The sequence below is a fragment of the Enterobacter sp. Li2LvB3 genome, from assembly GCF_056156645.1.
The window spans coordinates 65,291-78,705 of the sequence record NZ_JBSICG010000018.1 but is presented as its reverse complement, the minus strand read 5'-3'; the positions used below and the strand labels follow the sequence as shown (position 1 = coordinate 78,705).

General features: G+C 50.4%; 11 protein-coding genes and 1 tRNA gene. 7 read left to right on the top strand and 5 right to left on the bottom strand.

Annotated features, from left to right (window positions below):
* Window positions 1-34: 34 nt before the first annotated feature.
* Entirely contained in the window at window positions 35-1,042 is a 1,008-nt protein-coding gene (gene yejK, locus ACS603_RS15630; RefSeq protein WP_474944540.1) for a nucleoid-associated protein YejK, read from the bottom strand.
* Window positions 1,043-1,176: 134 nt separating this feature from the next.
* Here yejK and ACS603_RS15625 point away from each other — a divergent pair, with 134 nt between their 5' ends.
* The 5 genes from ACS603_RS15625 (at window position 1,177) to ACS603_RS15605 (ending at window position 6,100) form a co-directional block, all read left to right on the top strand.
* Window positions 1,177-1,404, top strand: a complete 228-nt coding sequence (locus ACS603_RS15625) for a YejL family protein (RefSeq protein WP_182061787.1) — start codon at window positions 1,177-1,179, stop codon at window positions 1,402-1,404.
* Window positions 1,405-1,423: 19 nt separating this feature from the next.
* A complete protein-coding gene (yejM, locus tag ACS603_RS15620) occupies window positions 1,424-3,184 on the top strand; it encodes an LPS biosynthesis-modulating metalloenzyme YejM (protein WP_182061788.1) in 1,761 nt (586 codons plus the stop codon).
* Between the two features lie 72 nt (window positions 3,185-3,256).
* Window positions 3,257-3,333: transfer RNA gene (locus tag ACS603_RS15615), tRNA-Pro, on the top strand.
* 1,502 nt (window positions 3,334-4,835) lie between these two features.
* The gene (locus ACS603_RS15610) at window positions 4,836-5,357 is read left to right on the top strand and encodes a DUF2778 domain-containing protein (RefSeq protein ID WP_474944539.1); all 522 of its coding nucleotides are present in this window, start codon (window positions 4,836-4,838) and stop codon (window positions 5,355-5,357) included.
* Window positions 5,358-5,599: 242 nt separating this feature from the next.
* Window positions 5,600-6,100 (top strand): Hcp family type VI secretion system effector, encoded by a 501-nt coding sequence (locus ACS603_RS15605; protein ID WP_474944538.1) that lies wholly within the window; start codon window positions 5,600-5,602, stop codon window positions 6,098-6,100.
* 213 nt (window positions 6,101-6,313) lie between these two features.
* Here the strand turns inward: ACS603_RS15605 and ACS603_RS15600 are convergent, their stop codons facing one another.
* Together ACS603_RS15600 and ACS603_RS15595 are read right to left on the bottom strand one after the other, a co-directional pair.
* Window positions 6,314-7,501: an MFS transporter gene (locus ACS603_RS15600; RefSeq protein ID WP_474944537.1), complete on the bottom strand. Its 1,188-nt coding sequence runs from the start codon at window positions 7,499-7,501 to the stop codon at window positions 6,314-6,316.
* A gap of 138 nt (window positions 7,502-7,639) precedes the next feature.
* Window positions 7,640-7,900, bottom strand: a complete 261-nt coding sequence (locus ACS603_RS15595; RefSeq protein ID WP_014071065.1) for a DUF2534 family protein — start codon at window positions 7,898-7,900, stop codon at window positions 7,640-7,642.
* Window positions 7,901-8,110: 210 nt separating this feature from the next.
* Here ACS603_RS15595 and eco point away from each other — a divergent pair, with 210 nt between their 5' ends.
* Window positions 8,111-8,614: a serine protease inhibitor ecotin gene (gene eco, locus ACS603_RS15590; RefSeq protein ID WP_217187482.1), complete on the top strand. Its 504-nt coding sequence runs from the start codon at window positions 8,111-8,113 to the stop codon at window positions 8,612-8,614.
* 135 nt (window positions 8,615-8,749) lie between these two features.
* Here eco and mqo read toward each other — a convergent pair whose 3' ends face one another.
* On the bottom strand, window positions 8,750-10,399 hold the full coding sequence (gene mqo / locus ACS603_RS15585; protein WP_315686233.1) for a malate dehydrogenase (quinone): 1,650 nt from the start codon (window positions 10,397-10,399) through the stop codon (window positions 8,750-8,752).
* A 188-nt stretch (window positions 10,400-10,587) separates the two neighbouring features.
* Between mqo and ACS603_RS15580 the strand changes: the two genes are divergently transcribed.
* A complete protein-coding gene (locus ACS603_RS15580; protein ID WP_474944536.1) occupies window positions 10,588-11,883 on the top strand; it encodes a SulP family inorganic anion transporter in 1,296 nt (431 codons plus the stop codon).
* On the opposite strand, the gene mgtE is transcribed toward ACS603_RS15580, so the two are convergent.
* The gene (gene mgtE, locus ACS603_RS15575; protein WP_182061827.1) at window positions 11,846-13,282 is read right to left on the bottom strand and encodes a magnesium transporter; all 1,437 of its coding nucleotides are present in this window, start codon (window positions 13,280-13,282) and stop codon (window positions 11,846-11,848) included. The two genes, ACS603_RS15580 and mgtE, sit on opposite strands and share 38 nt — an antisense overlap.
* Between the last annotated feature and the right edge of the window lie 133 nt (window positions 13,283-13,415).

The following is a 13,415-nucleotide window of genomic DNA, read 5'->3' as shown; positions in this document are numbered from 1 at the left end:
AAAACCCCGCGTCTGCGGGGTTTTTTTATGGCTGCTATTTACCGCCAGAGGTGCGGCGTTGCAGCTGATCGCGCAGGTTTGGTGGCGTCCCTTTGATGGTCAGGGTGTCAGTCGCCGGATCCCAGAAAATACGTTCACCAAGCAGCATGGCATCAAAGTTAACCGTTAACCCACCGCCGCTGCCGGCGAATTTGGTTAACTGACGCAGCGTACTACGGTCTGCCGGGAAACTCTCTTCCAGCTCATAACCTTTATCAGCCGTAAATTCCTGGAAGCTCACTTCACTCACGCCCGCCAGTTCTTTGGAAAGCGACTCCAGCTCAATCTCTTCGCCCGCCTGCAACTGTTCGTTGCAATAGCTGTAAACCTGCTGACGCACATTCTGGCGTTCTGATTTATCAAGCTGGGCTTCCGCGGTGAAGTCATCTACCGCCTGCAACAGACCTTTATTCTGTGCCTTGGCGTTAAGGCCTTCGCTGGCACCCAGGAAGTCCATAAAGAAATCCGCCACTTTGCGGCCTACCCGTCCTTTGAGGAAAGTCAGGTAGCGGGTGGATTCCGGGTTGGTTTCCCATTCGGTCAGATCGATACGCGCGACGATATCGGCATGGTTAATGTCCAGATAGTGCGTAGAGCTGATATCCAGCTGCTCATTGACGCGCATACTGCTTAAATTATTCAGCACGGTCACCAGCAGGTACTCAACCGCAAGATAGCGATACTGGCAGAACAGAACGATGCCGCCATCAGCGAACGGGTATTTTGCCAGTTCATCACGCAGACGCCCGGTTGCCGCCCGGCTGAATGCCAGAAAATCTTCTTTGCCCTGGCGTTGCAGACGCAGGCTATCCGCCAGTTCGCTCTCTTCGCTGAACAGGCCATAGGCTTTATTTTTAGCGCTATAAACGCGATGCAATTCCGCCATCATTTCAACAACAGTAGGCGTTGGTTCAAGTAACGAATCGCGCAGCACCACTTCAAGGGTTTGCTCATCACGCTTGATAAGCTGGTGCAAGGCAATCTGGTTGATATCCAGACTCATGATAAACTCTCCTTTTAGACCGGGCGGTATTCAACCACCACCAACGCATGTGTGCAACAAGAGATAAAAAAGGGGAAAAAAAGCTGTTCCTACGGTAATATGTTGCCCTTTCATCAACAAACTGATTTTGATTTATGCCACAACATTCCCGCTACAGTGACGAACACGTTGAACAACTGCTCAGTGAGCTGGTCAACGTACTGGAAAAACATAAAACGCCGACCGATCTTTCCCTGATGGTATTGGGAAATATGGTTACCAACCTTATCAATACCAGCGTTGCTCCGGCTCAGCGTCAGGCGATCGCCAGGTCTTTCGCCCAGGCTTTGCAGTCATCCGTTAGCGACGACCAGGCCCACTAAGGGAAACGAACAACAGTTTATGGTGACGAATCGTCAGCGCTACCGTGAAAAAGTCTCCCAGATGGTTAGCTGGGGGCACTGGTTTGCCCTGTTCAACATTTTGTTGGCCATGGTGCTTGGCTGCCGTTATCTGTTTGTGGCGGACTGGCCAACCACGCTGACCGGGCGCATCTATTCCTGGATGAGCGTTGTCGGCCACTTTAGTTTTCTGGTTTTCGCCACCTATCTGCTGATTCTGTTCCCGCTGACGTTTATCGTCATGTCGCAACGCCTGATGAGGTTCTTATCCGCCATCCTTGCGACGGCGGGCATGACGTTATTGCTTATCGACAGCGAAGTCTTTACCCGTTTCCACCTCCATCTCAACCCCATCGTCTGGGAACTGGTGATTAACCCGGACCAGAACGAAACCGCGCGTGACTGGCAGTTGATGTTTATCAGCGTGCCGGTGATCCTGCTGATTGAGATGCTGTTTGCCACCTGGAGCTGGCAAAAGCTCCGCAGTCTGACGCGGCGTCGTCATTACGCGAAGCCCGTTGCTGCGCTCTTTTTTGTCTCATTTATTAGTTCGCACATCATGTATATCTGGGCCGATGCGAACTTCTATCGCCCTATCACCATGCAGCGCGCTAACCTGCCGCTCTCTTATCCGATGACGGCACGTCGTTTCCTTGAAAAACACGGTCTGTTGGATGCGCAGGAGTATCAGCGTCGTCTGGTCGAGCAAGGCAACCCGGAAGCCGTCACCGTTCAGTATCCGCTGAGCGACCTGCGTTACCGGGATATGGGACGTGGTCAAAACGTACTGCTGATAACCGTTGATGGTCTGAACTACTCGCGTTACGAGAAGCAGATGCCTGCGCTCGCCGAGTTCGCTGATAAGAACGTGTCGTTCACGCAGCATATGAGTTCCGGTAACTCAACCGATGCCGGTATTTTTGGCTTGTTCTATGGTATTTCGGCCGGTTACATGGACGGCGTGCTTTCGGCGCGCGTTCCCGCGGCGCTCATTACCGGGCTTAACCAGCAGGGTTACCAGTTGGGGCTGTTCTCTTCGGATGGCTTTAACAGCTCGCTGTATCGCCAGGCACTGTTGTCTGATTTCTCACTGCCTGCTGCGCAGAGCCAGTCTGATGAACAGACCGCTAATCAGTGGGTGAACTGGCTTCAGCGTTATGCTCAGGAAGATAACCGCTGGTTCTCCTGGGTTGCGTTTAACGGCACCACACTTGATGACAGCAACCAGAAAGGCTTTGCACGCCGTTATAGCCGTGCGGCTGGCGACGTTGACGCACAAATTGGCCGGGTGCTGAACGCACTGCGTGAATCCGGCAAGCTGGATAACACCGTGGTCATTATTACCGCCGGACACGGTATCCCGCTGGGTGACGAAACGAAAAGTATGGTCTGGTCGCGCCCTAACTTGCATGTTCCGCTGGTCATCCACTGGCCGGGAACGCCAGCACAGCGCATCAATATGCTTACCGATCATAAAGACGTGATGACCACCCTGATGCAACGTCTGCTGCACGTAAGCACTCCGGCGAATGAGTACTCGCAAGGACAGGATCTGTTCAGCGCCACTCGCCGCCATAACTGGGTGACTGCTGCCGGGAATAATACGCTGGTGGTAACCACACCGGAACTGACGCTGGTGCTGAACAGTAATGGCAATTACCAGACGTATAATCTGCAAGGTGAAAAATTGCATGACCAGAAACCGCAGCTCAGCCTGCTTCTGCAAGTGCTGACGGATGAGAAGCGGTTCATTGCTAACTGATTAATTATAAACCAGTTAGCACCTGACTCCCTTGCATTCAAAAAGGAATCGAGTAGTATTCTTTTTACGCGTCGGCACGTAGCGCAGCCTGGTAGCGCACCGTCATGGGGTGTCGGGGGTCGGAGGTTCAAATCCTCTCGTGCCGACCAATTTTTCCCAAGTATGGCAACAAGTTACGTTGCCATCTTTTTCTATTTCTGCTATCCGTTCTTTCTCTAACATGTGGTTCGTGACGGGCAGCAGGAACGCCGGTAGACTTCGCAGAACCGCTCCAATAAAATCCCTAAATACTGCCAGAGGCCAGACAACGCGGCCATTTTCGACACCGTTGACTGTTGCCTCGCAAGCTCGCTGATTTGCGCTACCAGCGCTGCGCTATATCCTACAAAGAACAATGTAAAAGTTGACCCACCATCTGCGTTGTCACCTGCCAGCTAATTACCAAAGAAAGAGCTTGATTCTAACCCCTTTGACCTCTTTCTTAATTTTTGCCAAGAGCATTGATAATCAGATTCAGTGTACCAAAACCAAAAAGCGTGTCCTTTCCTTTCACCTTTCATTGGCTTTTCCCAACGATAATTAATAGAGTGAATTTACTTCATATTCTTATCCAAACACAAAGATAAATCTCGGTACTTTCATACCATTTTTCTGGGCTGTTAATGTGGGTGGGGGTTATTATGTTTGCCAGGACTAACGTTATAGTTATATATGCACAGTAAGAAATTAAATCATCATTTTCCAAAGCCTTGCATAGACATTGTACTCCAGCAGTTCGTAGATACGCTTTCGAATTATTGATATTTACTGACCACCATACACTATCGCGATTGGCTTTGTATTCTGGATTAATGACAAATCTTCCCCCAGAAATAAACACATCCATTAAGTATTATTCATGACGATTTTTTAGTAATTCTAATTTTGCATCCACATTCATTTAGGCATAGGTAAAAAAACAGAATCCTCTTTCTCATATTCTTCCGCAGCACTAAGACTGAACACAATCACATCCCCTTCAACTAAACCGGCACAGATCTTTGTCATTTCCTTTAGTCACCTTTTTGTTATTATTTTTCTTTTGTAAGGGACCTCCTTATGACTACTTATCACACAGTTGATAGAATTGGCGAATACAGGGCAGGACTTCAATACACCCACCAAATACGCAATACTCAAAAAGCAGGCTCAAACGAGCTTATCCCAGTACCAGTGTCTCGACATGGTATACGGTATGTTCCTATGGATATCCGTAACAACAATACGATGCTTGAGGGAATCTTCGAGATGGTTCGTGCTCAGCACTTTCCCTGTCCTGCAGTTTGCTGAATCAATGCTTCTTTTCAAACCCTCCTTGATAATCACATCCTTAGAGTAACTATTAGTGAGAATGGAATCTTCCTTCCGAAATAATTCGCCTAAGTCAAAGCAGCACCGAACAACTAACTAGCGTTCTTTCGCGTGACATCCTCCCGGCCTTTGTACTAAGAGTCAAAAAGTAAAAAACGAAACAGTAGAAGTGCTAACACATTAATTTAATTTTACTTAAATCACTTTGATTTTAAGAGCTTTCCCGGAAAACAAAACTCTCTTTTCTATTTACGTAGGTGTACGATTACCGAGCAAACCAATACAGAGTCTAGGGTTAAATATGGCTATACATGGAAAGTTATTGCTTAACGGTTCTGATTACGCCCCTCTTAATATGTACGGAGTCGGCGTATTCATGGCTTTTTCCGGTCGTGGTGACTACAGAAACAAAGGAGCGTGTGGTGCTGTTGTTGATGACGGTCCATTGCCACCGGGAAAATACTGGATCGTTGACCGCAAAGAAGGGAACTGGTTTTCACAAAAAGGATTGGAAATTAAAGACGCGATAAACAAAGCAATCAGACGTTACGATGTAGGCCGTTCTGACTGGTTTGCCCTATGGCGTGATGATTGGAAAATTGACGATTGGATGTATATTGAGGGGATAAAGCGTGGTCATTTTAGACTACATCCAGGGCATGTTTCAGAGGGCTGCATAACTCTTGCACATGATTCTGATTTTATGATCTTGCACGATGCGCTGATGAAACACCCGCCTTTTCAAGTACCCTGCACAAAATCAATGATGGCTAGAGGCTGGATCGAGGTGATAGCTAATGACTATTCGAGCACTTGCCCTTAAAGCCAGTAAATTTATTTATTTCATTCTTCTCTTTATAGGGATTGGGAGGGTTATACCTAAACCATATGAATATATTAATTATGATTTTCAGGCCAGAGTGTGCCACTTGATCTACGGTGATCGCAACGCTGATACGATGTATGACACATCATTTTATATTGATATGGGCGTTATTCTGATCATCACCATTACTATCTACATCATAACTATGACGTTAATCAGAAAAACAAGGAGTTAGTGAAATGCCTATTCCCGCTTACATGTGGCTTAAAGACGATGGTGGCGCAGATATCAAAGGATCTGTAGATGTTCAGGATCGTGATGGTTCAATAGAAATCATTGGTTTGGGGCATGGGATTCACCTTCCTGTAGATTCTGCAAACGGTAAGATTACAGGAACCCGCCAACATTCATCTATGATGATTGAAAAAGAAGTTGATAGCTCTACCCCCTACTTTTACAAAGCAGTGGCCACAGGGCAGACACTGGAAAGTGCGGTAATCCGCTTCTATCACATCAACGACGCAGGGCAAGAGGTTTGCTATTACTCTGTACTGATGGAAAACGTGAAGATTACAGGCGTTAACTGTTCAATCCCAAATGTAAAGCTAGTCGGTAATGAGAAGTTCAATCATGTTGAAAGCATTAGCATTCAGTATGAAAAAATCACATGGAAAATCCACGATGGAAATATACAGTTTTCTGATGCCTGGAACGAAAGAAACACAACCGGTAAAGCCTAGTTTATTTTATAGGTAGAACGTTAACTCAAATAACGGAATTTCAGTTTCCTGATGGTATTTGAAGAATTGTAGCCATTTTCACTCGTTCCCTAAGCAGTAAAATATGGCGTATTTCATTTAAAAATAAAGTTTCGAACCGTCATGGGGGTCGGAGGTTCAAATCCTCTCGTGCCGACCAAAAGTCCTTGAAAAACCAGCCATATGGCTGGTTTTTTATTGCACTTCATCCGGCGTTCTAATCAGGTAACAGAGCGTCAGCAGACAGATAACCGCCCCGGTATAAAACGTATATTCCGCGCCCCACGTTTCCCAGATAACCCCGGCCACCACACTGGCAATCAATAATCCGACGCCACTGATCATGCTGAAAATACCGTAAGCCGTGCCGCGCAAATCCGCGGGCGCCGTTTTCGCAATCATTGCCGCAAGCAGTCCCTGGGTCATTCCCATATGCACGCCCCAGAGCGCAACACCCAGAATAATACCTGTCCAGTGGGTCGTGAACGCCAGCACAATATCCGCTGCGATTAATACCACCAGCCCCCACTGCAACAGGCGGGTATGACTCATCGCATCGGATAATTTGCCAAACGGATAGGCAGAAAGGAAATAGAGCAGGTTCATGGCAACCATGACCAGCGGGATCAGAGCTAGCGGTACGCCCGACTGCTGCGCCCGAAGCACCAGAAATGCTTCACTGAAACGCGCAAGGGTGAAGACAGCCCCTAAACCGATGACCCACCAGCACCCTTTACCCAGCCGCTTAAGATTCTCTTTTTTTACCGGATTGCTCCGTTTGTGCTCAACCGGCGTTTTTGGCTCATGCAGTCCAAAAAACAGCAGCGCGACAGCGAGCACGCCGGGGATCACCGCGACCCAGAAAATAGTGCGGAAGTCATTATTCCACAGCAGCATTAACCCTACGGCGATCAAAGGCCCGAGAAAAGCGCCGACGGTGTCCATTGACTGACGCAGGCCAAACGCTGCACCGCGCAGTTCGGGTGGCGTAACATCCGCGACTAACGCATCTCGCGGTGCACCGCGTATCCCCTTCCCCACGCGGTCGATTAATCGCGCACCTAAAATCATGCCGGACGACGAGGCTATCGCAAACAACGGTTTACTTAACGCCCCCAGCCCATAACCCAGCACTGCTAGTCCTTTTCTTTTACCGATGTAATCACTGATCGCCCCGGAAAAGATTTTGATAAACAACGCGGTGGCTTCTGCCAGTCCTTCAATCAGGCCGATAAAAATCACGCTGGCCCCAAGCGTAGTCACCATAAACAGCGGCAACAGGCTATGGATAATTTCTGATGAGATGTCCATCAGCATACTGACACCGCCCACCACCCAGACTCCCTTTGGGATCCGGCTAAGCGTTGCAAACCGGGATAGCATTAACGTCTCCTGCTTTCTGTTGAACAATCATGCGGTCGAAACAGAGCATCATAGAAATGAGAATAAATATCGTTAATGAAAATAATGACATAAAAAAAGCCAACCCGAAGGATGGCTTTAGTATAGCAATATGGGGACTTAATGCTTTTCGCGGTCACCCAGGAAATAGATCCCCAACGGGATGGCGAGCAGAACGGTAAACACCAGGCTGTAAACGCAGATCATCGCTGATTGCAGCACATACATGCTGGTCGTCCACTCGGAAAGTGGGATGTTATACTGCTCGATAACACCGACAATGGTTGCCCGCCCAACGCCTGCGGCAGCAATCATAAACACAACGAGCAGTGCCAGTAAAAACTTCCGGCCTTCAGGTGTTTTCAGTTTTGCGCGAACCATGTCTCTCTTTCCTTTACAGATGAACAACATTATTTAGCGCTAACACTAACACGATCTCCAGCCTGACTCCATGACAGAATTAACAACCACCAAAACTCTTAAAATGCAGTTTATTGCACTAAAACAAATTAAAATATAAGTAAATACGTCCAACCATTCACTAACGTTATGCTAATCTGGACAGGATCGTTTTGACATAAAGGAATAACTGTGAAAAACGCACCTAAATTTGCCATTGCCCTCATCGCCGCAGCGTGCGTCAGCACCAGCGCTTTTGCCAGTGAAACCTCAAAAGAGCAGCCTCTGGAAAAAGTCGCGCCTTATCCGCAAGCAGAAAAAGGCATGAAGCGTCAGGTGATCCAATTACCGGTTCAGCAGGATGAAGCAAATTTCAAAGTGGAACTGTTGATTGGGCAGACCCTGGAAGTGGACTGCAACCAGCATCGCCTGGGCGGTCAACTGGAAAGTAAAACCCTGGAAGGCTGGGGTTACGACTACTACGTCTTTGATAAAGTCACCTCTCCGGTATCGACCATGATGGCCTGCCCGGACGGTAAAAAAGAGAAGAAATTTGTGACCGCGTATCTGGGTGATAACAGTCTGCTGCGCTACAACAGCAAGCTGCCCATTGTGGTCTATACGCCTGAAAACATCGACGTGAAATATCGGGTGTGGAAGGCAGATGAGACTATCGGACAAGCGGTAGTACGTTAAAAATAAGTCGGGTCACAGCTTCGCCTTACCCGACCTGGAAAGGGTGCGCTCTGGTGCCCTCACCCCACCCCTCTCCCACCGGGAGAGGGAGAAAACACTAAAAACGGTAACGTCTGTTACCGTTTTGCTTTTACCTTACAGCGCGATATCCGCAACCGGTTTGTTTTCCGCCTGAGGCTTCAGCTCTGCCTTCGGCGCCGCTTCAGCAGCCTGTGGCTTAACATATTGCAGTTGCAGAACGTGGCTGGTGTACTCCAGCTCTTGCTCCGTTGCTGCCACGTTACCGTTCAGCTTTGTACCGTAAGACGGGATAATGGTTTTCAGCTTCGCCTGCCATTCCGGGCTGGCTACTTTATCTTTAAACACTTTTTCCATCAGATGCAGCATGATTGGTGCAGCGGTGGACGCTCCCGGTGACGCGCCCAGCAGGGCCGCGATGGTGCCGTCTTTATCGCTCACCACTTCAGTACCCAGACGCAGCACACCGCCCTCTTTTGGATCGCGCTTGATGATCTGCACGCGCTGACCCGCCTGCCACAGACGCCAGTCTTCTTTCTTCGCCTGCGGATAGTACTCTTTCAGCGCCGCGAAACGATCGTCGTCAGAAAGCATGACCTGGCTAATCAGGTATTTCACCAGATCAAAGTTATCCAGACCCACGTCGACCATCGGTTTGAAGTTGGAGGTAGTGGTCGCGCTCAGCAGATCGAACAGAGAACCGTTTTTCAGGAATTTGGTAGAGAAGGTCGCGAATGGCCCGAACAGCACGACGCGCTTACCGTCAAGAATACGGGTATCAATGTGCGGAACGGACATCGGCGGCGCCCCTACAGAAGCCTGACCGTACACTTTCGCCAGATGACGGTTCACCACTTCCGGGTTATCCGACACCAGGAACTGCCCGCCTACCGGGAAGCCAGCATAGTCGTCAGCTTCAGGAATGCCTGATTCCTGAAGCAATTTCAGCGCTGCACCGCCCGCACCGATAAAGACAAACTTCGCTTTAATTACATGTTCAGCGTCGTTGTTTTTCAGATCGGCAACCGTCACGCTCCAGCTGTTATCCGCATTGCGCTTGAAGCCGCGCACTTCGGTGCTCAGTTGCAGATTGAAGTTCTCTTTTTTCTTCAGAGAGCCCACCAGCTGGCGGGTAATTTCGCCGTAGTTGACGTCCGTACCAATTTCAGTGCGGGTGGCGGCCACTTTCTGATTTGGATCACGACCTTCCATCACCAGCGGAGCCCACTCTTTAATCTGCGCGTGGTCTTCTGAGTACTTCATACCGCGGAACAGCGTGCTCTGCTGTAAGGCCGCGTAACGCGCGCGCAGGAAGTTGACGTTCTGATCGCCCCACACAAAGCTCATGTGCGGCACGGTATTGATGAAGGCGTGCGGATCGTGCATCACACCGCTGTTTACCTGGTGTGACCAGAACTGGCGGGAGATCTGGAACGCTTCGTTGATCTCTACCGCCTTCTCGATACTAATGGAACCGTCCTTTTTCTGCGGTGTGTAGTTCAGTTCCATGAGTGCCGAGTGCCCGGTGCCGGCGTTGTTCCAGCCGTTAGAGCTCTCCTGAGCCACACCATCAAGACGTTCGACCATGGTCATCGACCAGTCCGGCTCTAATTCTTGCAGATAGGTTCCCAGCGTGGCGCTCATGATGCCACCACCAATTAAAAGGACGTCCGTTTCCTGCTCTTTTGGCGCGGCAGCGTTAGCCACCATCGAGACGCTATTCAGCCCCATAGCCAGAGAAAAGAGCATGGCAGTCATTTTTTTCATAATTTATGCCTTAGATTAATAGTGCTTTATGCGTGGAAATTGCAGGTGAAAAAAGCTGCGGGGGGAACGGTAACAACTTTTAAATATTGTTTAAAGGTTACGAAATTATTGTAATTGTGAAATTTAATGATGGATTGTTTGTAGGGGATTGGGGGTTCAACTGGCAAAACGCTGTTTTTCTGGCTACTATGCTGCACTTTGTGATCGCGCGCACGGAAGCCTGCCCTAACCTGCGAATTGTTATGTCATTACCACACTCTTCTCTGCCCGATGAGGGCCGCATTGCTGTTGTGCTGCGATCCCCGACGCTCTTCATCCGTGAAACACTGGCCGGGGTGATTACCGCGCTGGCACTGATCCCTGAAGTCATCTCCTTCTCCGTGGTTGCGGGCGTTGACCCGAAAGTCAGCCTGATCGCCTCTGTGGTGCTTTGTCTTGCACTCTCGGTACTCGGTGGTCGCCCGGCCATGGTCACGGCTGCGGCGGGTTCAGTGGCGCTGGTTATCGGCCCGATGGTGCACCAGCACGGCGTACAGTACATTTTGCCTGCGGTGATTATGGCGGGGGTGATTCAGATCCTGTTTGGCGCACTCGGGATGGCGCGGTTGATGCGTTTCATACCGCAGTCGGTGATGACCGGGTTCGTTAACGCGCTCGGGATTTTGATTTTCTTTGCTCAGGTGCCCCATTTCTGGAGCAGAAGCCCGCTAATTGTTGGCCTGTTCGTGCTGACGCTGCTGATTGTACTGTGGGTTCCGCGCTATATAAAAAGCATTCCCTCTCCGCTGATTGCCATTGTGGTATTAACCCTGTTCACGGTGACCACCGGACAAATCCTGCCTACCGTAGGTGATGAAGGCTCGATGAGTGGCGGTCTTCCCGGGCTGACTCAGTTACTTGTCCCCCTGAATCTGGAAACCCTGAGCATTATCTGGCCCTGTGCGTTAAGTATCGCGTTTGTCGGCCTGCTGGAATCATTGCTGACGGCAAAACTGGTGGATGAACTGACGGTTACGCCATCGGACAAGCGCCGCGAAAGCATTGGTCTGGGCATCGGTAATATCATGGCCGGTCTTTACGGGGGCATTGCCGGTTGTGCCATGATTGGGCAAACCATCGTCAACGTGGAGATGGGTAAAGGCCGTAGCCGCATTTCGACCCTCGCTGCAGGCATTGTGCTGCTGGTGCTGGTCACCGCGCTGAGCGAAGTGATGGCCAACATCCCGATGGCAGTTCTGGCCGGGATTATGGCGATTGTCGCCATCAAAACCTTCAGCTGGCACAGCATTCAGCCTGCGACGGTGAAAGGGGCACCCATCGCAGAAACGGTGGTGATGCTGGTCACCGTAGCCGCGACGGTATCGACCGGTAATCTGGCCATTGGCGTGCTCGGCGGGATTATTGTAATGGCGATCCTCCCTGGGCGTATTAAGCGCAGGCACGAACTTACATCAGAAAAATCGTCGCCAGCCCAAGAAAAATAAAGAAACCGCCGGTATCGGTAATGGCGGTGATCATCACGCTCGACCCCACCGCGGGGTCGCGCCCAAGCCTGGTCATCGTCATTGGGATAATCACCCCCATCATGGCGGCCATCAGCAGGTTAAGCACCATCGCCAGCATCATCACACCGCCTAGTGCCATATCGCTGTACAGCCACCATGTTATCCCTCCCATGATCCCGCCCCATACCAGGCCGTTAATCAGTGCCACCCCCATTTCCCTGAAGATGAGGAACGCGAAGTTACCGGGCTGAATGTTTTCCAGCGCCAGAGCACGAACAATCATAGTAATGGTCTGGTTTCCGGTGTTCCCGCCAATCCCGGCGACGATAGGCATCAGAGAGGCCAGCGCCACCAGTTGCGAAATCGTGTGTTCAAAGCCATCAATCACGCGGGAGGCAATGAACGCGGTACAGAGGTTAATGGCAAGCCATGCCCAGCGCGTTTTAACGGCTTTTCCCACCGAGGCGTGTACGTCATCTTCCGCACTCAACCCCCCGAGAGCACGCAGGTCGTTATCGGTTTCTTCGTAAACCACGTCAACAATCTCATCGACGGTCAGACGCCCCATCAGTTTGCCCACGGAATCCACCACCGCCGCACTGACCAGGTCGTCACGTTCGAAGGTTCGTGCCGCTTTTTCGGCGTCATCTTCAGGTGAGAAGACCATTGGCTCGGTTTCCATCACCTCACTCACCCGCCGCTGCGCACTGTTCAGCAGAATGGTTTTCAGCTCAAGCTCACCCAGCAGGGTTTTATCACGCGAGGTCACAAACAGCTTATCGGTGTTGTCCGGCATCTTGCCCAGGCGGCGCAGATAGCGCTGCACCGCCCCAAGCGTCACATCCGGGCGTACCGTGATGACGCCAAACTCCATAATCGCGCCGACGCTGTTTTTCTCGTAATGCATCACCTGGCGTACACGGGCACGCTCATCGGCTGGCAGTGACGCCAGCAGTCGGCCGGTCAAATTTCGCGGCAGGTGCTGAACAAGGTAAATCTGCTCGTCGATATCCAGGGTCTGCACGGCATCGAGAATATCCCGGTCACTCATCTCATCAATGAGGTCATCCCAGACGTTTTCGGAAGCTTCCAGTAATACCTGACCACGTTCGTGATCCTCAACCAGTCGCCACAGTGCGTGACGCTCTTCGGATGGGAGAGCTTCAAGAGTATCCGCCAGGTCAGGCGGCGGAAGATGAGCAACCAGCGCACCTACCTCAGCAATATCGTCGGATAAGGTGCCGACATCATATTGCTCAGCCAGGGTCAGTTTGCCTAATAACGCTGAAGTGACCGCTTTATCGGTCGTGAGAAGCCAGATGAGCCGCGCACGCTCCTGGTCGCGCAGCCTTGCGCTGTTTTTGTTTATTACCGACATCAATCATTAATCCATGAAATGAGATGACATCAAGCATAGCGCGGGGATATGTAAATAAGAATAAACAACGGGACAGGATGGGCAAAAAAGCAGCGAGGAAATATAAAAAGTAGGCCGGGTAAGGCGAAGCCGC

What these genes read in the sequence shown, in the direction of transcription:
- ACS603_RS15610 (WP_474944539.1), top strand. Translation starts at nt 4,836, where the DNA reads ATGGCTATACATGGAAAGTTATTGCTTAACGGTTCTGATTACGCCCCT.
- yejK (WP_474944540.1), bottom strand. Translation starts at nt 1,042, where the DNA reads ATGAGTCTGGATATCAACCAGATTGCCTTGCACCAGCTTATCAAGCGT.
- ACS603_RS15600 (WP_474944537.1), bottom strand. Translation starts at nt 7,501, where the DNA reads ATGCTATCCCGGTTTGCAACGCTTAGCCGGATCCCAAAGGGAGTCTGG.
- mgtE (WP_182061827.1), bottom strand. Translation starts at nt 13,282, where the DNA reads ATGTCGGTAATAAACAAAAACAGCGCAAGGCTGCGCGACCAGGAGCGT.
- yejM (WP_182061788.1), top strand. Translation starts at nt 1,424, where the DNA reads ATGGTGACGAATCGTCAGCGCTACCGTGAAAAAGTCTCCCAGATGGTT.
- ACS603_RS15580 (WP_474944536.1), top strand. Translation starts at nt 10,588, where the DNA reads ATGCTGCACTTTGTGATCGCGCGCACGGAAGCCTGCCCTAACCTGCGA.
- mqo (WP_315686233.1), bottom strand. Translation starts at nt 10,399, where the DNA reads ATGAAAAAAATGACTGCCATGCTCTTTTCTCTGGCTATGGGGCTGAAT.
- ACS603_RS15605 (WP_474944538.1), top strand. Translation starts at nt 5,600, where the DNA reads ATGCCTATTCCCGCTTACATGTGGCTTAAAGACGATGGTGGCGCAGAT.
- ACS603_RS15595 (WP_014071065.1), bottom strand. Translation starts at nt 7,900, where the DNA reads ATGGTTCGCGCAAAACTGAAAACACCTGAAGGCCGGAAGTTTTTACTG.
- ACS603_RS15625 (WP_182061787.1), top strand. Translation starts at nt 1,177, where the DNA reads ATGCCACAACATTCCCGCTACAGTGACGAACACGTTGAACAACTGCTC.